The organism is Streptomyces sp. NTD107, assembly GCF_059510435.1.
The window spans coordinates 372,239-392,465 of record NZ_JCAJZV010000002.1; the positions used below are offsets into that span (position 1 = coordinate 372,239).

Consider the following 20,227-nt stretch of genomic DNA (forward strand, 5'->3'; position numbering starts at 1 on the left):
CGATCTCGGTATGTACTGCCCGCACTCGCAGACTAGATCACCCCCCGTCCGCGCGCGGCTGCGACAGCGGAGGCGATCGGATGGCGAGAGGATCAGCACGTGGACCTCACTCTCCTCGGCACCGGCGCACCCGCCGGCCTCCCCCGCCCCGGCTGCCCGTGCGCCTCCTGCGCCCGGGCGCTGGGCCCCGACGCGCGCAACGCGACCGCGCTGCTGATCGACGGGGTCCTGCTGCTCGACCTCACCCCGGGGCCGGCCCTGGCCGCCGCCCGCGCCGGCCGGACCCTGCACGGCGTGCGGCAGGTGCTGCTCACCCACCCGCACTCCTCACCCGGGGTGGAGGTGCCGGCCGACCTGCCCGCGCCGGTCCGGGTCCCGGACGGCAAGGAACTGGCGCTGCTCACCGGGCACCGGGTACGGGCGCTGGCGCTGGATGTGCCCGGCACCGGGTACGCGGTGACCGGCCCCGGCGGGACCAGGCTGCTGTACCTCCCGCCCGGCGGCGCCCCGGCCGGGCTGCCGGCGGACGGGCCCGGGTACGACATGTGCCTGCTCGACGTGGCCGGCCGCCCCGAGGCGCTGGCCCGGCTGCGGGCGGCGGGCGCGGTGACCTGGACCACCGATGTGCTGGCGGTGCACATCGACCACGACGTGCCGCCCGGCGCGGAACTGCGCCGCCGGCTGGCGGCGGCCGGCGCCCGGGTGGTACCGGACGGCACCACGCTGTCGGTCGGCGACTTCCGCGACGTGCCCGAGCCACCCCGGCGGACCCTGGTGCTGGGCGGCGCGCGGTCGGGCAAGTCGGCCGAGGCGGAACGGCGCCTGGCCGCGTACCCCGAGGTCGCCTATGTGGCCACCGGCGGCCGGCGGCCCGCCGACCCCGAGTGGCAGCGCCGGATCGCCGCCCACCGCGAGCGCCGGCCCGGCGGCTGGACCACGACGGAGACCTGCGAACTGGTGCCGCTGCTGGAAGTACCCGACGGGCCACCGCTGCTGATCGACTGTCTGGCGCTGTGGCTGACGGACGCGATGGACCGCGCGAACGCGTGGGACGCGGATGCCGCCGCCGGCCTGCCGGAGGTCACCGCACGCACGACGGCCCTGGTCGCGGCGGTCCGGGCCACCCGGCGGACGGTGGTGCTGGTCAGCAACGAGGTGGGCGCGGGGATAGTCCCGGCCACGCCCGCCGGCCGCCGCTTCCGCGACGAACTCGGCCGCCTGAACGCGGCCGTCGCCGCCGAATGCGAACACGTCCTGCTGGCCGTGGCCGGCACCGTGACGGTCCTCCGCCCCTGACAGGGCCCACAACGAGGGCGGCGCGGGACGGCACGCCGGGCCGGGCCGGGCCGCGGAGCCGGGGGCCGCCGAGCGGACCTGTGGTGCGGCGCAGTCGGACACCCCGCCGGCGGCGCCGGCGGCCGGCGCCGGGCCAGGGGCGTGACGCGGTCGCGGGGGTTTCGGGTCGGTTGTCCGGCGTGCCCCGGGCGGGGAATGTGCGCCGCTGGGACGGGTGGAGCGGAAAGGTAGCCTCTACGTCATGAGCGACGGTGGTCTGACCCTTGATGCCTTCGGCGACCTCATCGAGCGGCCAAGTGCCAAGCTGCGGCGGGAAGCCGAGGACCGGCGGTCCCGGATCGGGCTGCCGGCCAAGGCACTCGGCCGGCTGGACGAGCTGGGCGGCTGGCTGGCCGCCGCCCAGGGCAAGGTGCCGGTGACAGCGATCGAGTCGCCCAAGCTGGTGCTGTTCGCCGGGGACCACGGCATCGCCCGGCTGGACGTCTCGGCCCGCCCGGCCGGCAGCGCGGTGACGCTGGTGCGGTCCGCCCTGGAGGGCACCAGCCCGGCGGCGATCCTCGCCCGGCGGGCGGGGGTGCCGCTGCGGATCGTGGACACCTCGGTGGACTGTCCGGTCGATGACCTCCCCGAGGAGGTCACCCGGTACCGGGTACGGCGCGGCTCCGGCCGGCTCGACATCGAGGACGCGCTGACCCGCGAGGAGGCCGAGCAGGCGTTCCGGGCCGGGATGGCGGTCGCCGACGAGGAGGCCGACTCGGGCACCGATCTGCTGCTCCTCGGCGACATCTCGGTGGGCGGCACCACCCCCGCCGGGGTGCTGATCGCCGCGATGTGCGGCACCGACGCCTCGGTGGTGACCGGGCGCGGCGGGCTGCGCATCGACGACCTGGCCTGGATGCGCAAGTGCGCCGCCATCCGGGACGGCCTGCGCCGGGGCCGGCCGATCCTCGGCGACCAGCTCGCGCTGCTCGCGGCGGTGGCCGGCGCCGACCTGACCGCGATGACCGGCTTCCTGCTCCAGTGCGCGGTACGCCGTACCCCGGTGATCCTCGACGGTGTCGTCTCGGCGGCGTGCGCGCTGGTGGCACAGCGGATCGCGTTCCGCTCCCCCGACTGGTGGCTGGCGGGCCAGAGCAGCGGCGAGCCGGGCCAGGCGAAGGCGCTGGACCGGATGGCCATGGACCCGCTGCTCGACCACGGCGTGACGGTGGGCGAGGGCACCGGCGCCCTGCTGGCCCTGCCCCTGCTGCGCGCGGCGGCCGATCTGGCGGCCGAGCTGCCGGAGGTACCCGAGCCGGCCGGGCAGGGCACGGCGGAGGAGGACGACGACGCCGCGGAGGCGGCCATCACCGAGGCGACGTAGGCCGGCTCTTCCGGTTCTTCCGGTTCTTCCGGTTCTTCCGGCTCTTCGCGGGGCCGCGCCGCCGGCCACCGGGGGCGCAGCTCCCGGCCGGAGGCCGGGTGGGACGCGGGCCTCATCCCCGAAGATCCGCGAGAGCCGGCCCGGCGGTCGCTATCCGCCGCCCCGGCCGTGGCGCTTTCCGCGCCGCTCCCGCTCCTCCCGTTCCTCCCGCTGCCCCCGTTCCTCCTGCCGTTCCTCCCGCTCCTTCTCCCGCTCCTCCTGCCTGTGCCGCTGCGCGCTCGACTCCTCGTCGGTCGGGGTACCGCCCAGCCAGTCCTCCACCTTCCGGCTGGGGCCCGACCAGCGCGCGTCGTGGCGGCGGGCCCGGCGGGCGGCCCTGGCCGCCGCCTTCGGGCGGCGGGCATACAGCCGGTTGGCCCACGGGGAGCGGGGCCGGGCGAGGCGGACCGCCCCGACCAGCGCCAGCGGCGGGAACAGCGCGCCCCACAGCGCGAGCCAGCGCTTCCCCTTGAGCAGCGCGATCAGCACCAGCGCGAAGTTCAGCAGGATCGTCGCGATCGCGTTGCCCCGGCCCAGCCGTTCCTCCGTCGAGACGTTGTGGACGTCCAGCGGTACGAACCCGGCCAGCAGCATCGCCACCAGAGCCGCCGTCACCACCACGATCTCGACGCTCTGCCGGCCCTGTTCCGACCAGTACACGTCGTGCAGATGCAGGATCAGCGCGAACTCGTCCAGCACCAGACCCGCCCCGATCCCGAACACCACCGCCACCACCGAGGCCATGACGCCCACCGCGCCGGCCGCGATGCCGCCGAAGCCGCCGATCAGCATCAGGATCACGCCCGGCACCACATGGTGGACGTGGGTGCCGCCCGCGCCGGTGACGTTGTGGAACGGGCCCCGGCCGGCCCGGATCAGCCGGGTGATGCAGCGGGTGACGAAGAACGTGATGATGAACGAGGCCAGGGCCAGCAGCAGCGGCAGCTTCCCCGGTTCGACGATGTTGCGGTACAGCCAGTGCCCCATGGCTCCTGAGCGTCCGGCGCTACGCTGCCCGCTCATGGATGACACGCCGCCCGCACCCCCTTTGGACGCAGTACGGCACGGTCTGCGGTTCGCCTTCGGCACCCTCACCGTGCTGCCGGTCGGCGGACCGCCGCGCTGGGACCGGGCGACCGCCCGGGTGGGGATGCTGTGCGCGCCGGTGGCCGGTCTGGTCATCGGGCTGTGTGCGGCCGGGGTGGGGTGGGGGCTGCTGCGGCTCGGGTTCGGGGGCTGGCTCGCCGCGGTCGGCACGGTGGTGGTGCCGGTGGTGCTCAGCCGGGGGCTGCATCTGGACGGGCTCGCCGACGTGGCCGACGGTCTGGGCAGCGGCAAGCCGGCCGGGCAGGCGCTGGCCGTACTGAAACGGTCGGACATCGGGCCGTTCGGGGTGGTCACCCTGGTGTTCGTGCTGCTCGCCCAGATCGGGGCGGTCGCCGAGCTGTACGGGGCGGGCGAACGGTACGGGTCGGCCGGCGTCGTGCTGGCCGCAGTGGTGTCGCGCACCGCCCTCACCCTCGGCTGCCGGGCCGGCGTACCGGCGGCCAGGGCGGACGGGCTCGGCGCGGTCGTGGCCGAAAGCGTGCCACGCGCCGCCGCGTACGCCGCCGGGCTCGCCGCCGTCCTGGCCGGCACGCTCCTCTCGGGCCCCATCGGCGGCTGCGCCGCCGTCCTTGGCCTGACCGCCGCCGAGGTCCTGCTGGCCCACTGCCGGCGCCGTTTCGGCGGCATGACCGGCGATGTGCTGGGCGCCCTCACCGAGACCACGGCCACCACCACCCTGCTCGTCGCCACCCTTGGCGCCGCCGGCACCGGCTGACCCACCGTCCGGCGCGCCGCACTCCGCTGCGGACCGTGGCTCGCCGAAGCGGAACGGCCGGCCGCGCCACCCGGGTCGCCGCCCGGATCACCACCGGGCCGTGGGCGGCGGCATGAGGCGGACGGGCCCGGGCCGCCGGCCCGGCGCCGGCCCGCGTACCCTGTGGGCCGGCGGCCCCGCACCTACGACGAAACGGAATTACTGCACCGTGACAGCACTGATCCTCAGCAAGACCTCCGCGACAGCGGTGAGCGCGGATGCCGTGGTCATCGGCATCGTCAAGGGCGAGGACGGCCCCCGGCCCGCGCCGGGTGCCCCGGCCGCCGCGGGGGTGAGCCAGTGGGCGGCCGACGTCCTGGAGACCCTCGGTGCCAAGGGTGGCAAGGAGGAGATCACCAAGCTGCTGGCCCCGGCCGACGCCGACGCCCCGCTGCTGATCGCGGTCGGTCTCGGCGCCGCCCCCGAGGACGGCGCCGACTTCGACCCCGAGACGCTGCGCCGCGCCGCCGGTGCCGCCGCCCGGGCGCTGTCGGGTACGGAGACGGCCGCGTTCGCGCTGCCCGCCGCCGACCCGGAGCGGGTCGCGGCGGTGGCCGAGGGGGCGCTGCTCGGCGCGTACGCGTTCACCGCGTTCCGCAGGACCGAGGCCGATGACCCGGGCCCGGTGGAGCGGGTCGTCCTGGTCGTCCCCGAGAGCACCGGTGACGACGAGGAGGCCGCGCTGCGCGCCGCCACCGACCGCGCGCAGGTGCTGGCCGCCGAGGTGGCCCGTACCCGTGATCTGGTGAACACCCCGCCGAACGCCCTCACCCCCGCCGCCTTCGCCGCCCACGCCACCGAGGCCGGCGCCGAGTTCGGCGTGGCCGTCGAGGTGCTGGAGGAGGCGGCGCTGCGCGAGGGCGGCTACGGCGGCATCCTCGGTGTCGGCGCCGGTTCGCAGTCCCCGCCCCGGCTGGTGCGGGTGGCGCACACCCACCCCGAGGCCGACCGTACGATCGCGCTCGTCGGCAAGGGCATCACGTACGACTCGGGCGGCATCTCGCTCAAGCCGCCGGGGCACAACGAGACGATGAAGTGCGACATGGCCGGCGCCGCCGCCGTCCTGTCGACCGTGGTGGCCGCCGCCCGGCTGGGGCTGAAGGTCAATGTCACCGGCTGGCTGGCGCTGGCCGAGAACATGCCCTCGGGTTCGGCGACCCGTCCCGGTGATGTGCTGCGCATGTACGGCGGCAAGACCGTCGAGGTGCTCAACACCGATGCCGAGGGCCGCCTGGTGCTGGCGGACGCGATCGTGCGGGCCGGGGAGGAGTCCCCGGACGCGATCGTCGATGTGGCGACCCTGACCGGCGCGATGATGCTGGCGCTGGGCAAGCGGATCTTCGGTGTGATGGGCAACGACGACGCCTTCCGGAAGCTGCTGGCCGAGTCCTCGGCGCGGGCCGGCGAGGAGTCGTGGGAGATGCCGCTGCCCGCGCAGCTGGCCGAGGGGATCACCACCTCCACCATCGCCGACCTGAAGAACATGGGTGAGCGGATGGGCGGCGGCCTGGTGGCCGGGCTGTTCCTGAAGGAGTTCGTGCCGGCCGGTACCCGGTGGGCGCATCTGGACATCGCGGGCCCGGCGTTCAACGAGGGCGGGGCGTTCGGTTACACCCCCAAGGGTGGTACGGGTACGGCCGTCCGCACCCTGCTGCTGCTCGCCGAGCGGGCCGCGGCGGGCGACCTCGGGCCGCGCGACTGACCGGCGGCCCGTCCCGCCGTACGTGATGCCCGTCACGGTAGCCCCGGCCCTGCCCGGCCCGGCGTCTCACTTGTCGCCGACAAGTGCGAAGATGTTGTTCCGGCAGGACAGGGCCGGGCTCAACCAACCGGGGCGAGCCACACCGAGCCGCGCATCACACCACGCGGCGTACATATACCGCCGGCCGGTCGATGTGGACCGGTTCCGGTGAACCCCATGCTTGGAGGAACGTGACGTGGCGAACGACGCCAGCACCGTTTTCGACCTGGTGATTCTCGGTGGCGGCAGCGGCGGTTACGCCGCGGCCCTGCGCGCTTCGCAGTTGGGCCTGGACGTCGCCCTGATCGAGAAGAACAAGCTGGGCGGCACCTGTCTGCACAACGGCTGCATCCCCACCAAGGCACTGCTGCACGCCGGTGAGGTAGCCGACGCCGCCCGCGAAGCGTCCGAGTTCGGCGTGAAGGCCAGCTTCGACGGTATCGACATCGCCGGGGTGCACAAGTACAAGGACGGGGTGATCTCGGGGCTCTACAAGGGGCTCCAGGGACTGGTCGCCTCGCGCAAGATCACCTATGTGGAGGGTGAGGGCCGCCTTTCGTCGGCCACCTCCGTGGATGTGAACGGCAAGCGGTACGTGGGCCGGCACATCGTCCTGGCGACCGGCTCGGCGCCCAAGTCGCTGCCGGGTCTGACCATCGACGGGGACCGGGTGATCTCCTCGGACCACGCGCTGGTCCTGGACCGGGTGCCGAAGTCGGCGATCGTGCTGGGCGGCGGCGTCATCGGCGTCGAGTTCGCCTCGGCGTGGAAGTCGTTCGGCACCGATGTGACGATCATCGAGGGGCTGCCGCACCTGGTGCCGGCGGAGGACGAGAACAGCTCGAAGCTGCTGGAGCGGGCCTTCCGCAAGCGCGGCATAAAGTTCTCCCTCGGGTCTTTCTTCAAGGGCGTGGAGTACACCGCCGACGGCGTCCGGGTCACCCTGGACAACGGCAAGGTGTACGAGGCCGAGCTGCTGCTGGTGGCGATCGGGCGCGGCCCGGTCTCGCAGGGCATGGGGTACGAGGAGGCCGGGGTCGCCATGGAGCGCGGCCACGTGCTGGTGGACGAGTTCTGCCGCACCAACGTGCCCACCATCTCGGCGGTCGGTGACCTCATCCCCACCCTCCAGCTGGCGCATGTCGGCTTCGCCGAGGGCATCCTGGTCGCGGAGCGGCTGGCGGGTCTGTCGCCGGTGCCGATCGACTACGACGGGGTGCCCCGGGTGACGTACTGCCACCCCGAGGTGGCCTCGGTGGGCATCAGCGAGGCGAAGGCCAAGGAGCGTTACGGCGCCGACCAGGTCGTGACCCTGAAGTACAACCTGGCCGGCAACGGCAAGAGCAAGATCCTGAAGACCGCGGGCGAGATCAAGCTCGTGCAGGTCCGTGATGGTGCCGTCGTCGGCGTCCACATGGTCGGCGACCGGCTCGGTGAGCAGGTCGGCGAGGCTCAGCTCATCTACAACTGGGAGGCGCTGCCCAGCGAGGTCGCGCAGCTCATCCACGCGCACCCGTCGCAGAACGAGGCGCTCGGCGAGGCCCATCTGGCCCTGGCCGGGAAGCCGCTGCACTCCCACGACTGAACCCAGGCCGCGTTGCCCACCACAGCGCAACCATCCGCACCGCACTTCTCGTAAGGAGCAACAGAAACCATGCCGGTTTCCGTAACCCTTCCGGCGCTCGGCGAGAGCGTGACCGAGGGCACTGTCACCCGCTGGCTCAAGGCCGAGGGTGAGCGTGTCGAGGCCGACGAGCCGCTGCTCGAAGTCTCCACCGACAAGGTCGACACCGAGATCCCGGCGCCCGCCGCCGGCATTCTGACCAACATCAAGGTCGCCGAGGACGAGACCGTCGAGGTGGGCGCCGAGCTGGCGGTCATCGACGACGGTACGGGGGCGGCTGCCGCCCCGGCGGCGCCCGCTGCCGAGCCGGTCGCGGCTCCGGCTCCGGCCGCTCCGGCGCCGGTGGCCGAGGCTCCCGCCGCGCCCGCCGCTCCTGCGGCCCCGGCCGCCCCGGCCGCCGGTGGCGCCGCCGCCGGCACCGATGTGGTGCTGCCGGCGCTCGGTGAGTCCGTCACCGAGGGCACCGTCACCCGCTGGCTCAAGGCGGTCGGCGAGTCGGTCGAGGCCGACGAGCCGCTGCTCGAAGTCTCCACCGACAAGGTCGACACCGAGATCCCGGCGCCGGTCTCCGGCACGCTGCTGGAGATCACGGTCGGCGAGGACGAGGTCGCCGAGGTCGGCGGCAAGCTGGGCGTCATCGGTGCGGCGGGTGCCGCCCCGGCGGCTCCGGCTCCCGCTCCGGCGGCTGCCCCGGCCCCGGCGGCTCCGGCTCCCGCGCCGGCTGCCCCCGCTCCGGCCCCGGCGCCCGCCCCCGCTCCGGTGGCGGCTGCCCCGGTCGCCCCGCCGGCGCCCGTACCGGCGGCTCCCGCGCCCGCCGCTCCGGCCGCTCCGGCCGCCGAGGGCGCGTACGTCACCCCGCTGGTGCGCAAGCTGGCCAGTGAGAACGGCGTGGACCTGAACACCGTGACCGGCTCCGGCGTCGGCGGTCGTATCCGCAAGCAGGATGTGCTCGCCGCGGCCGAGGCCGCCAAGGCCGCCGCCGCTGCCCCGGCAGCCGCGGCCGGTGCCCCCGCCGCCGCGAAGGCCGCCCCGGCTCCGCAGACCCCGTCCCCGCTGCGCGGCCAGACGGTGAAGCTGACCCGGATCCGCAAGGTCATCGCGCAGAACATGATGAAGGCGCTGCACAGCCAGGCGCAGCTGTCCACCGTGGTCGAGGTGGATGTCACCCGGATCATGAAGCTGCGGGCCCGGGCCAAGGAGTCGTTCCTGGCGCGCGAGGGCGTCAAGCTGTCCCCGATGCCGTTCTTCGTGAAGGCGGCGGCGGAGGCCCTCAAGGTCCACCCGGCCGTCAACGCCAAGCTGAACGACGACGACACCGTCACCTACCACGATGTCGAGAACATCGGCATCGCGGTGGACTCGGACAAGGGCCTGATGGTCCCGGTCATCAAGGGCGCCGGCGATCTGTCGATCGCGGGCATCGCCAAGAAGACCGCCGAGCTGGCGGGCAAGGTCCGCTCGGGCAAGCTGAGCCCGGACGACATGAGCGGCGGCACGTTCACGATCAGCAACACCGGCTCGCGCGGTGCGCTGTTCGACACGATCATCGTGAACTACCCGCAGGTCGCCGAGCTGGGCATCGGTGCCACGGTGCGCCGTCCGGTCGTGATCGACCACCCGGAGCTGGGTGAGACGATCGTGGTCCGCGACATGGTGTACCTCACGCTCTCCTACGACCACCAGCTGGTGGACGGCGCGGACGCCGCCCGCTACCTGGCCGAGGTCAAGGCCCGTCTTGAGGCCGGCGAGTTCGAGGGCGAGCTGGGCCTGTAACCGCCCGGTCCCTCCCCTGGCCGCGCCCCGTCCGGAGCATTCCGGGCGGGGCGCGGCCTATTGTTCTTGGGCAGGCAGTTCCAGGGAGCGTGATGGCCAGATGAGTCAGCCGGTCGTGCATTCGCTGCGCGAGCAGATCCGTCAGCACATTGTGGAGGGGATCGTCAGCGGGCGCTGGCAGCCGGGTGAGCGGATCGTGGAGCGGCGGATCGCGGTGGAGCTGGAGGTGAGCCAGACGCCCGTACGGGAGGCGCTGCGCGAGCTGGAGGCGCTGCGGCTGATCGAGTCCGTCCCGAACAAGGGGGTGCGGGTGCGGGCGCTGACCGTGTCCGTGCTGGAGGAGATCTATCCGGTGCGGGCGGGTCTGGAGCAGATGGCGGCGGAGCTGGCGGCGAAGCGGCTGGGGCGCGATGTGTCGGCTCTGGAGCCGCATGTGGCGGCGCTGTACGCGGCGGACCGGGTGGGGGACGCGGAGGGCCAGGTGGGGCACACGGTGGCGTTCCACCGGGAGCTGGTGCGGGCCTCGGGGAACGGGGTGCTGCTGCACACCTGGGAGTCGCTGGGGATCGAGGTGTGGACGGCGCTGTCGATCCGCTGGCTGGGGACGCGGCAGCAGTCGTACGCGGAGGAGCATCAGGCGCTGCTGGACGCGTTCACCCGGGGTGATCCGCGGATCGGTGAGCTGGTGAAGGAGCATGTGCTGAACTGCGCGCCGCACGTCCCGGAGGCGGGGGTGGAGGGTGTCGCGGTGGACGAGGTCGCCGGGGTGGCACAGGGTGCACGGGGGGCCTGAAGATGCGGAAATGTCCTGGCACAGGATGCCAATTTCCCCGTTCTGAGCGGTTTTTTTGACCCCCGCCTTTGATCGATCATCGATCACGGGCTTACAGTCATCACCGAACCGTTGTTACACCCGTATGACATTGTCCTGTCCGGAAGGGGGCCACCCATGCCCGATCCCGTACGCCTTCGGCTCTCCGCGCTCGACCAGCTGCCGGACCGTGATCCAGAGGAGACCGCCGAGTGGGGCGCGAGCCTCGACGCCGTGACCGCCGCCGCCGGCCCGCACCGGGCCGGCCAGCTGGTGCGCCGCACGGTGGAGCACGCCCAGGCCAGCGGGATCGATGTGCCCTCCCTGCTGGAGACGGACTACATCAACTCCATCCCCACCGGCGCCGAGCCCGAGTTCCCCGGTGACGAGGCCATGGAGGCCCGCATCACCGCCTGGAACCGGTGGAACGCCGCCGCCATGGTCACCCGTGGCGCCCGGTACGGGGTCGGCGGCCACATCGCCACCTTCGCCTCCGCCGCCTGGCTGTACGAGACCGGCTTCCAGCACTTCTTCCGCGGCAAGGACGCGGCGGACGCGCCCGGCTCCGGCGACCAGCTGTTCATCCAGGGCCACGCCTCCCCCGGCATCTACGCCCGCGCCTTCCTCGACGGCCGGCTCACCGAGGCGCACCTGGACAACTTCCGGCAGGAGACCGGCGGCGCCGGCCTGCCCTCCTACCCGCACCCGCGCCGGCTGCCGTGGCTGTGGGAGTTCCCCACCGTCTCCATGGGCATAGGCCCGCTCTCCGCGATCTACCAGGCGCGGTTCAACCGCTACCTGGAGAACCGCGGCATCAAGGACACCTCCGCCTCCCACGTGTGGGCGTTCCTCGGCGACGGCGAGATGGACGAGCCCGAGTCGACCGCCGCGCTGGCGCTCGCCGGGCGTGAGGGTCTGGACAACCTGACCTTCGTCATCAACTGCAACCTCCAGCGCCTCGACGGCCCGGTCCGCGCCAACTTCAAGATCGTGCAGGAGCTGGAGGCCCAGTTCCGGGCCGCCGGCTGGAACGTCATCAAGACCCTGTGGGGCTCCGCCTGGGACGACGTACTGCGGGCCGACACCACCGGCGCGCTGGTACGGCGGCTGCGGGAGGTCCCGGACGCGCAGTTCCAGACGTACGCCACCCGCGACGTCGCCTACATCCGCCAGCACTTCTTCGGCACCGACCCGGCGCTGGCGCAGCTGGGCGCCGCGCTGCCGGACGCGAAGATCGCCGAGTGCTTCCACACCTCGCGCGGTGGCCACGAGCCCCGCAAGGTGTACGCGGCGTACCGGGCGGCCGTCGAGTTCAAGGGCGCCCCGACCGTGGTGCTGGCCCAGACCGTCAAGGGCCACACCCTGGGCGACGGCTTCCAGTCGCGCAACGCCAACCACCAGATGAAGAAGCTCACCCTCGACCAGTTCCGCACCATGCGGGATCTGCTGGAGCTGCCGATCCCGGACAGCGAGCTGGCCGGCGACCTGGTGCCGTACGGCCACCCGGGCCCGGACTCCCCCGAGGTGCGCTACCTCCAGGAGCGGCGCGCGGCGCTGGGCGGCCTGGCGCCGGCCCGCCGGGTGCACCAGGTGGTGCTGCCCGAGCCGGGCGACAAACCCTTCAAGGCGCTGGAGAAGGGGTCCGGATCGCAGGAGGTCGCCACCACCATGGTGATCGTCCGGCTGGTCAAGGACCTGATGCGGGAGAAGGAGACCGGGCGGCGCTGGGTGCCGATCGTCCCGGACGAGGCCCGTACCTTCGGCATGGAGTCGATGTTCCCGTCCGCCGGGATCTACTCGCCGCTGGGCCAGACGTACGAGTCGGTGGACCGCGACCAGCTGCTGCACTACAAGGAAGCCGTCAACGGCCAGATCCTCAACGAGGGGATCACCGAGGCCGGCTCGATGGCCGACTTCACGGCGGCGGCGACGGCGTACGCCACGCACGGCGAGCCGATGATCCCGTTCTACATCTTCTACTCGATGTTCGGCTGGCAGCGCACCGGCGACCAGATGTGGGCGCTCGGCGACCAGCTGGGCCGCGGCTTCATCGTCGGCGCCACGGCCGGGCGTACCACGCTCACCGGTGAGGGCCTCCAGCACGCGGACGGTCACTCCCCGCTGATCGCCTCCACCAACCCGGCGGCGCTGACGTACGACCCGGCGTTCGCGTACGAGGTCGGCGTCATCGTCAAGGACGGGCTGCGCCGGATGTACGGCCCGGACGCCGAGGACGTCTTCTACTACCTGACGGTCTACAACGAGCCGAAGCCGCAGCCGGCCATGCCCGAGGGCGTGGAGGAGGGCATTCTGCGCGGCCTGTACCGCTTCAACGAGGGGACGGCCGCCTCGGCGGAGGCCCCCCGGGTGAACCTGATGGCGTCCGGTACCGCCATCCACTGGGTGCTTGAGGCCCAGCGACTTCTGTCCGAGCAGTGGGGCGTGGCCGCCGACGTGTGGTCCGCCACCTCCTGGAGCGAGCTGCGCCGTGACGCCCTGTCCTGTGACGCGGCGCAGCTTCGAGGGGAAGACCGGGTCCCGTACGTGACGCGTGCGCTGCGGGGCGCGCGGGGCCCGGTCCTCGCCGTCAGCGACTGGATGCGGGCGGTGCCCGACCAGATCGGCCAGTGGGTCGAGCAGGACTACTCCTCGCTGGGCACGGACGGCTTCGGGCTGTCGGACACCCGGGAGGCGGCGCGCCGGCACTTCGGTGTCGACCCGCAGTCGATCGTGGTGGCGGCGCTGGACCGGCTGGCCCGGTCGGGCGAGGTCAAGCGCGAGACGGTGCTGGCCGCGCGTGAGGCGTACGGCCTGTAAGGATGCGTGGCTTCGGGCCCGCCCGCTCCCGGACCGGGGGCGGGCGGGCCCTTGTCGTTGGTTTGTCATGATGGAGGGATGCGAGCAGCCCGTCTGATGCGAGTCGTTCTGCTGCTCCAGACCCGGCGGACGATGACGGCGGCGGAACTGGCGGCGGAACTGGAGGTCTCCGAACGCACGGTCCAGCGCGATGTCGCCGCCCTGTCGGAGGCGGGCGTCCCGGTGTACGCGGACCGGGGCCGTACGGGGGGCTACCGCCTGGTCGGGGGGTACCGGACGGGGCTGACGGGGCTCGGGCGCGACGAGGCGGAGGCGTTGTTCCTCTCCGGTGTCCCTTCTGCGCTGCAAGCGATGGGCTTGGCGGACGCGTCGTCGGCCGCCCGTCTGAAGGTCTCGGCGGCGCTGCTGCCGGACCTGGCGGATGCCTCCGAGTCGGCGGCGCAACGCTTCCACCTGGACGCCCCCGGCTGGTGGCAGCCGGCCGATCCGCCGCCGCTGCTGCCGGTGGTGGCACCGGCGGTGTGGAACGACGCCCGGCTGGCGGTGGTCTACCGGGACAAGGAGCGGGTGCTCTCCCCCTACGGCCTGATCCTGAAGGCCGGCGTGTGGTACGTGGCGGCACGGGTGGAGACATCGTGGCGGGTCTACCGGGTGGACCGCTTCACCTCGGCGGCGGCGACGGGAGAATCGTTCACGCGGGACGAGACGTTCGACCTGCCCGCGTTCTGGGAGGAGCGGGCGAGGGAGTTCGCCCGCTCGATCCTGCGCGAGACGGTGCGGCTCCGCCTGAGCGAACGGGGCGCCCGCGCCCTGCGCCACGTCACCGACCGCACGGCGGCGGACGAATCCCTGGCGGCGGCCGGGCCGTGGGACGAGGCGGGCCGGATCACCGTCACCCTGCCGGTGGAGTCCCTGGACATCGCCTACCACCAGCTCCTCGCCCTGGGCCCGGAGGCGGAGATCCTGGCCCCGGCACAGCTGCGCCACCGCTTCGCCGACGCGATGCGCCGCTCAGCGGCGCTCTACGCCTGACGGCCCGTTGGCGACGGCGGGGTCCCACACCACTTGGCGGGCCTCGAAAAGGTTGCTGTAGTGCCGTGAGAATCGCGTCGCGGAGCCCGCCCCTGGGATGCCGGGGCCGACAGGTGACGGCGTGGTGGACGCGTTCGTCGGCGAGCAGGGTCGTCAGGGCGCGGTAGGCATCCTGGGTGAGGTCGAAGCGGCTGGGCAGGGCCTGGTGCAAGATGAGCAGATCGATCTGGTCGACGCCGAGCTTGCCGGCGCTCTTGTCGAAGGCGTGGAGGGTCTGGTCGTAGCCGTAGTCGCTGATCCAGACTTTGGTCTCGATGAAGACCTCGTCGCGGGACAGCCCGAAGTCGTGGATGGCTTCTCCGACGCCGCGTTCGTTGGCGTACGCGGCGGCGGTGTCGATGAGGCGGTAGCCGGTTTCCAGGGCGGTGCTGACGGCCTGGGCAGTGACGTCCGGGGGTGTCTGGAAGACGCCGAAGCCCAGGGCAGGCATCGTCACGCCGTTGTTCAAGGTCACGTTCATGGTCACGGCTTTCTCCGAGCGGTTTGCGGTTGCGGTGGGTAGCTCAGGGGGTGATGAGGACCTTGAGGGACTGGCGGTCTGCCATCGCGCGGTACCCGTCCGGGACGCCCGCCAGGCCGACGGTGCGGTCGAAGACAAGCCCGGGTTCGATGCGGCCCTCCAGAACGTCGGGGAGAACGTCGTCGATGTAGTGGCGGGCCGGGTCCACGCCGCCGGTCAGGGTGATGTTGCGCATGATCATGTCCGTCCCGATCGGCCCGTCGGTGTAGGAGGGGACGCCGACCCGGCTGATCACGCCGCCGTCGCGGACTGCGGCGAAGGACGTGGTCAGGGTCTGCATGGAGCCGACGCATTCCAGGACTGCGTCCGCGCCGCGGCCTGCGGTCAGTTCCCGCAGCTGCTCGACGCCCTCCTCGCCGGTGGCCAGGACGACCTCGGTGGCGCCGAAGCCGAGGCCGAGATCGGTACGGTCGGTGTGGCGGCCCATGAGGATGACCTGCTCGGCGCCCAGGCGTTTGGCCGCGAGGACCGCGCACAGGCCGACCGCACCGTCGCCGACGACCGCAACGGTCGTTCCCGGCCGGACGTTCGCGGTGACAGCGGCGTGGTGCCCGGTGCAGAACACGTCGGTAAGCGTCATCAGCGAGGGCAGCAACGCGGAGTCGGGCGCGATCGGCAGCTTGACGAGGGTGCCGGTGGCTTGGGGGACGCGGACGGCTTCGCCCTGGCCGCCGTCGACGCCGGCGAATCCGTATCGGCCGCCGTGAGGGCAGGAGGTCTGTAGTCCGCGCCGGCACCACCAGCAGGTGTTGTCGGCGTAGGTGAACGGGGAGAGCACGAGGTCGCCCCGCTTGATGCCGGTGACCTCGGCGCCGGTGTCCTCGATGATGCCCAGGAACTCGTGGCCCATCTGCCGGCCTGCCTCAGTGATGGGGGCGGAACGGTAGGGGTGCAGGTCGCTGCCGCAGATCGCGGCACGCACCACGCGGACGATCGCGTCGGTCGGGGCTTGGATCACGGGGTCGGGCACGGTCTCGACGCGCACGTCTCCGGCTCCGTACAGCAGGGTGGCTCGCATGGGATCAAATCTCCTTGAGGTGACCAGGGACGGCATCCGCTCGGGTGCGGGCGGCTGACGGGGGTCCGCTGCGCCAGGCGCGGGCGAGGCCGATAGCAGCGGTGGCCGCGAGGAGGACGGCTGCGCCGATCAGGCCGGTGCGCATGCCGGGGGCGAAGGCGGGGCCGGACACGAGGGCGCCGTACACGGCGACGGCCAGGGCGCCGCCGAACTGGCGGAAAGTGTTCAGTACGCCGGAGGCCAGCCCGGCGCGTTCGGCCGGGACGGCGGCCAGCATCAGTCCGGTCATGGCCGGTACCGCCAGGGCGCCGCCGAGGGAGACGGGCATCAGCAGGATCGCGACCAGCCATACCGGGGCGGTCGGGGGCAGGAGGCACAGGACGAGAAGGCCCGCGCCCATGATCAGCTGTCCGGCGATCATGGTGGGCTTGGCCCCGAACCTTCGGGTGACGGCGCCAGAGGCGAAGGACACGCCGGCGGTCTGCACGGTCATCGGCAGGAACAGCAGGCCAGTAGCCAGCGCGGACATGCCGCGGATGCTCTGGAAGTACAGGCTGAACAGGAATGTCACTCCGTAGAAGCCGAAGTTCAGCGCGAACCCGGCGGCAAGACCGGCGACGACCGGCCGGGAGCGGAACAGGTCGAGCGATATCACCGGGTGCGGGTTCCGGGCCTGATCGATCAGAAACACCACCAGCGCCACGACCGCCAAACCAAGCGCGACCAGAATCCTGGTGCCGGCAAAGCCGTACTGGCCACCCTCGATCAGCGCGTAGGTCGCCCCGCCCAGCGCCAGCACCGCGCTGACCTGGCCGATCGGATCGAACGGAACTACCCGGCACGGGGACGCGGCGGTCCTGGCCAGCAGCGTCAGCGCGACGGCGCCGACGGGGACGTTGATGAAGAAGATCCACCGCCAGTCCCAGCCTGCCAGCGCGCCGCCGATCAGCGGACCCGCGGCAGAGCCGACGGAGCCGCCGACCGCCCAGATGGCCAGTGCCTGGGTGCGGTCGCGGGCATCAGGGTATGCCTCGCGGATCAGCGTGAGCGTGGCCGGCATCATCACGGCCGCGCCGCCGCCCTGCACGAACCGCGCGATCACCAGGACCGGAAGGCTGGGTGCGAAGCCGCAGGCTGCCGAGGCGATCAGGAACACCGCCAGACCCACACCGAAGGCACGCTTGGCGCCGATCCGGTCCGCAATCGCCCCGGCCGACAGCAGCAGCGCCGCGAGCATCAGGGTGTATCCGTCCACGACCCACTGCAGCCCGCTGATACCGCCGCCCAGGTCCTCGCCGATCGATGGCAGCGCGACGCTCACGATCAGCGCGTCCAGTGTGATCACGAAGAAGCCCAGCAGTGCCGCACCCAGGGCGAAACGGGCCCGGTGGGAACCGGTGACCCGGCCCGGGGCGGGGGTCGGCTCAGCTGTTCGAGCGGCAGTGGACATCGGCGCCTCCGACGGTGCAGCTGCTGGTGAATCGCTCTCCAGACAACACCGCCCCGGCCGCCGATTCGACGGTGAAAGGAACCCTGCCAGGGTCCCCCAGGCGCGTGCTCCACAGGGGGGTCCGGGCGTAGCCTCGAAGCATGGACCGACGCAGCGAGATCCGTGGTTTTCTCACCACCCGGCGCGCCCGTGTCACCCCCGAGCGGGCTGGCCTGAAGGTCTCCCCGCTCGCCGGTGCCCGCCGGGTCCCCGGGCTGCGCCGTGAAGAGGTCGCCCTGCTCGCCGGCGTCAGCCTCCCGTACTACACACGGCTGGAGCGCGGCGACGTTCGTGGCGCCACCGACGCCGTCCTGGACGCCATAGCCCGCGCGCTGCTCCTCGACGAGGCCGAACACGCCCACCTGCTTCACCTGGTCCGCGCCGCCAACCCCGTGGCGGGCACCGCCGCCCAGGGCCGAGCCACGCGTCAACCCCAGCGCCGGGCGGTCCGCCCCGAGCTGTGGAACATGCTGGAGGCCATGAGCGGCGTCCCGGCCTACGTCCGCAACAGCCGCCTCGACCTCCTCGCCGCCAACACCCTGGCCCGCGCGCTGTTCGCCCCGGTCTTCACCAGCCCGGCCCGGCCGGTCAACTCCGCTCGCTTCACCTTCCTCGACCCGGCCGCGCCCGAGTTCTACCCCGACTGGGACGTCGTCGCCGACCAGAACGTCGCCACCCTGCGCTCCGAGGTCGGCCGCGATCCCCACGACAAGGCCCTGTCCGACCTGATCGGCGAGCTGTCCATTCGCGGGGACAGCTTCCGTGAACGCTGGGCCCGTCACGAAGTCCGACGCCACCGCGCCGGCACCAAACGTCTCAACCACCCCGTTGTCGGGCGGTTGACGTTCACTTACGAGACGATGGAACTCGCCGCCGACCAGGGCCTGTACCTCATCGTCTGCGGAGTCGCCCCCGGTAGCCGCGACGCCGAAACCCTTGACCTCCTCGCCAGCTGGAACGCCACCGCGCCAACGACGTCATCGTCCACCACCTGACACCTCCTCAGCGGCCACTCCCCGGCACCCGCCGATGGAAAGGCCCATCCCTCGATGAACTGGGCAAACGTCCTGTTGGGATAGGTCTCGGCGAGGTCGGCAATGGACGCTTCGAAGCCCGCCCGACCAATGGGGCGCTGAGCGTGACACGGCCGGGCTTGGGCGGCGGTACCGTCGTGGTATGACAGCGCACGAGCATTCGCCGATACAGGGCGTAGGCACGCGCATCGCCGAAGTGCGACTGCTTCGGGGACTCTCATTGCGCGAACTCAGCCAGCGGGCAAGCGTTTCTCCCAGTCAGCTGTCCCGGATAGAGACCGGCAAGCGGTACGCATCCCCCAGCATCGTGGCCAGCGTGGCGCGGGCCCTGAGTGTCAGCGTGTCGGTCCTGTACGGACAGCCCTACATTCAGATGCTGCAACAAGACAAGCTGGACACACTGTTGGCCCCCATCAGCAGCGCGCTGGACGACTGGGACATCCCTCCGTCGGACGACGAGCCGCCGCCGCGTGAGCTGCCCGCACTGGCGAAGGCGGTGCGGAGGCTGGAGGCACAACGTGCTCAGGGCCGCTATCTGACGGTCGCGCAAGAGCTGCCGGCGCTGATCGCGGAGGTCAACTATGCGGCGCTGAATCATGATCGTCCCGGCCGGACCATGGAGCAGGCCCGCTGGCTACAGGCGGAGTTGGGGCGCACCGTGTATGTCGTCGCCCGGCAGATCGGCTATGTGGACCTCGCTCGGCATGCGTTGAGCCGCATGGCGGCTGCCGCGCCGCACTCAGGTGATCCGCGACAGGTGGCGATCGAGCGGTGGGATCGTTCGCAGCTGATGGCCGACGCCGCGCGACACGATCGGGGGTTCGCTCTGGTGCAGCAAGCGCTGCGTGATCTGGACGGCGAGGACGATCCCGCCACGTTGGCCGTGCGTGGCGCGCTGTGTCTGCGGGCCGCTGTGCTCGCCCGGCGCAGTGGTGACGGTTCGACCGCCGATGACTGGCTCCGGGAGGCTGGCGGCCTCGCTCAGCGGACCGGCGAACTCTCCGATTATGGGCTGGTGTTCGGACCGGCCAACGTGGTGATCCACTCCATGTCGGCCAACGCGGACCGCAGTCAGCATGCGAAGGCTCTCAAGGAAGCCAGGGCCGTGCGGCTTCCCGCCGACTACCCGGCTGCGCGAGCCGGCGCCTACTGGGCCTCCCGGGCCCGGGCCGAAGCGTGGACCGCACATCCCGACGAAGCCTTGCGTTCATTGGAACAGGCCAGGAAGGTGGCATCGCAGCAGACGCGTTACCACCCTGGCGTGCACGAGACCGTCGGAACGCTGCTGCGCGCGCGGCAGCGGGCATCCGAGCCACTTCGGGAGTTCGCGCAATGGTGCGGTGTGTAGCCGATACATGACGAGCAGTCAAGGGCCCTGGTGTTGCCAACGTGGCAACACCAGGGCCCTTGCGCACGGGCACGCTGTGACAGTCCGAACACGGAACATCTCTGGAGCCGCGTGATGCCTGTCGTTCATCCTTCCTGGCTGCCCCCTGCCGAATACGGGGTCCGAACCTTGCCGTGTGGGAGGTGGTTTGATGCGGTGCGGGTGCCGGAGGGGGTTGGGGCTCGGGTGGTGGCTGACCTTGGGGCGCGGTCTCACGGGGTGGTGGGGGACTTTGCTCGCGACTCGTTGACGTGGTTGGTGTTTCCGGGGGTTGCGGATGGGTGGCGGCTGTCCGGTGTGGTGGTGTTGGGGGCCGGGCAGGTGGTGGAGGTTCCGCCGGTCTCGTGGGTTCCGGGGTCGGG

14 protein-coding genes and 1 pseudogene are annotated in these 20,227 nt (G+C 72.2%); 11 read left to right on the forward strand and 4 right to left on the reverse strand.

Annotation, left to right across the window (positions count from 1 at the left end):
• The first annotated feature begins 99 nt into the window (after positions 1 to 99).
• Entirely contained in the window at positions 100 to 1,296 is a 1,197-nt protein-coding gene (locus AC5WRL_RS05440; protein WP_496087134.1) for a bifunctional adenosylcobinamide kinase/adenosylcobinamide-phosphate guanylyltransferase, read from the forward strand.
• A gap of 241 nt (positions 1,297 to 1,537) precedes the next feature.
• A complete protein-coding gene (locus tag AC5WRL_RS05445) occupies positions 1,538 to 2,659 on the forward strand; it encodes a nicotinate-nucleotide--dimethylbenzimidazole phosphoribosyltransferase (RefSeq protein WP_496087135.1) in 1,122 nt (373 codons plus the stop codon).
• Positions 2,660 to 2,809: 150 nt separating this feature from the next.
• Here AC5WRL_RS05445 and AC5WRL_RS05450 read toward each other — a convergent pair whose 3' ends face one another.
• Positions 2,810 to 3,685 carry a hypothetical protein gene (locus tag AC5WRL_RS05450; protein ID WP_496087136.1) on the reverse strand — a complete coding sequence of 292 codons (876 nt, stop codon included), beginning with the start codon at positions 3,683 to 3,685 and terminating at the stop codon, positions 2,810 to 2,812.
• Between the two features lie 34 nt (positions 3,686 to 3,719).
• Here AC5WRL_RS05450 and AC5WRL_RS05455 point away from each other — a divergent pair, with 34 nt between their 5' ends.
• The 7 genes from AC5WRL_RS05455 (at position 3,720) to AC5WRL_RS05485 (ending at position 14,357) form a co-directional block, all read left to right on the forward strand.
• Positions 3,720 to 4,520, forward strand: a complete 801-nt coding sequence (locus AC5WRL_RS05455; RefSeq protein ID WP_496087137.1) for an adenosylcobinamide-GDP ribazoletransferase — start codon at positions 3,720 to 3,722, stop codon at positions 4,518 to 4,520.
• A 208-nt stretch (positions 4,521 to 4,728) separates the two neighbouring features.
• Positions 4,729 to 6,261, forward strand: coding sequence for a leucyl aminopeptidase (locus AC5WRL_RS05460; RefSeq protein WP_496087138.1), 1,533 nt, complete (start codon positions 4,729 to 4,731; stop codon positions 6,259 to 6,261).
• A gap of 235 nt (positions 6,262 to 6,496) precedes the next feature.
• Entirely contained in the window at positions 6,497 to 7,885 is a 1,389-nt protein-coding gene (gene lpdA, locus AC5WRL_RS05465; RefSeq protein WP_496087139.1) for a dihydrolipoyl dehydrogenase, read from the forward strand.
• 69 nt (positions 7,886 to 7,954) lie between these two features.
• On the forward strand, positions 7,955 to 9,697 hold the full coding sequence (gene sucB, locus AC5WRL_RS05470; protein ID WP_496087140.1) for a 2-oxoglutarate dehydrogenase, E2 component, dihydrolipoamide succinyltransferase: 1,743 nt from the start codon (positions 7,955 to 7,957) through the stop codon (positions 9,695 to 9,697).
• A 100-nt stretch (positions 9,698 to 9,797) separates the two neighbouring features.
• Complete coding sequence (locus AC5WRL_RS05475; RefSeq protein WP_496087141.1) at positions 9,798 to 10,490, forward strand: GntR family transcriptional regulator; 693 nt, start codon at positions 9,798 to 9,800, stop codon at positions 10,488 to 10,490.
• 156 nt (positions 10,491 to 10,646) lie between these two features.
• Positions 10,647 to 13,325 carry a pyruvate dehydrogenase (acetyl-transferring), homodimeric type gene (aceE, locus tag AC5WRL_RS05480; protein ID WP_496087142.1) on the forward strand — a complete coding sequence of 893 codons (2,679 nt, stop codon included), beginning with the start codon at positions 10,647 to 10,649 and terminating at the stop codon, positions 13,323 to 13,325.
• Positions 13,326 to 13,403: 78 nt separating this feature from the next.
• On the forward strand, positions 13,404 to 14,357 hold the full coding sequence (locus tag AC5WRL_RS05485; RefSeq protein WP_496087143.1) for a helix-turn-helix transcriptional regulator: 954 nt from the start codon (positions 13,404 to 13,406) through the stop codon (positions 14,355 to 14,357).
• Positions 14,358 to 14,484: 127 nt separating this feature from the next.
• On the opposite strand, the pseudogene AC5WRL_RS05490 reads toward AC5WRL_RS05485, so the two are convergent.
• The 3 genes and pseudogenes from AC5WRL_RS05490 to AC5WRL_RS05500 all read right to left on the reverse strand — a co-directional run.
• Positions 14,485 to 14,877 (reverse strand): annotated as a pseudogene (locus AC5WRL_RS05490) (aldo/keto reductase); the annotation flags it as partial.
• A gap of 43 nt (positions 14,878 to 14,920) precedes the next feature.
• Positions 14,921 to 15,955 carry a zinc-binding dehydrogenase gene (locus AC5WRL_RS05495; RefSeq protein WP_496087144.1) on the reverse strand — a complete coding sequence of 345 codons (1,035 nt, stop codon included), beginning with the start codon at positions 15,953 to 15,955 and terminating at the stop codon, positions 14,921 to 14,923.
• Between the two features lie 4 nt (positions 15,956 to 15,959).
• On the reverse strand, positions 15,960 to 17,405 hold the full coding sequence (locus AC5WRL_RS05500; protein ID WP_496087145.1) for an MFS transporter: 1,446 nt from the start codon (positions 17,403 to 17,405) through the stop codon (positions 15,960 to 15,962).
• Positions 17,406 to 17,545: 140 nt separating this feature from the next.
• On the opposite strand from AC5WRL_RS05500, the gene AC5WRL_RS05505 reads away from it, so the two are divergent.
• Together AC5WRL_RS05505 and AC5WRL_RS05510 are read left to right on the forward strand one after the other, a co-directional pair.
• Positions 17,546 to 18,439, forward strand: coding sequence for a helix-turn-helix domain-containing protein (locus tag AC5WRL_RS05505; RefSeq protein WP_496087146.1), 894 nt, complete (start codon positions 17,546 to 17,548; stop codon positions 18,437 to 18,439).
• Between the two features lie 181 nt (positions 18,440 to 18,620).
• Entirely contained in the window at positions 18,621 to 19,826 is a 1,206-nt protein-coding gene (locus AC5WRL_RS05510) for a helix-turn-helix domain-containing protein (protein WP_496087147.1), read from the forward strand.
• Positions 19,827 to 20,227 lie beyond the last annotated feature (401 nt).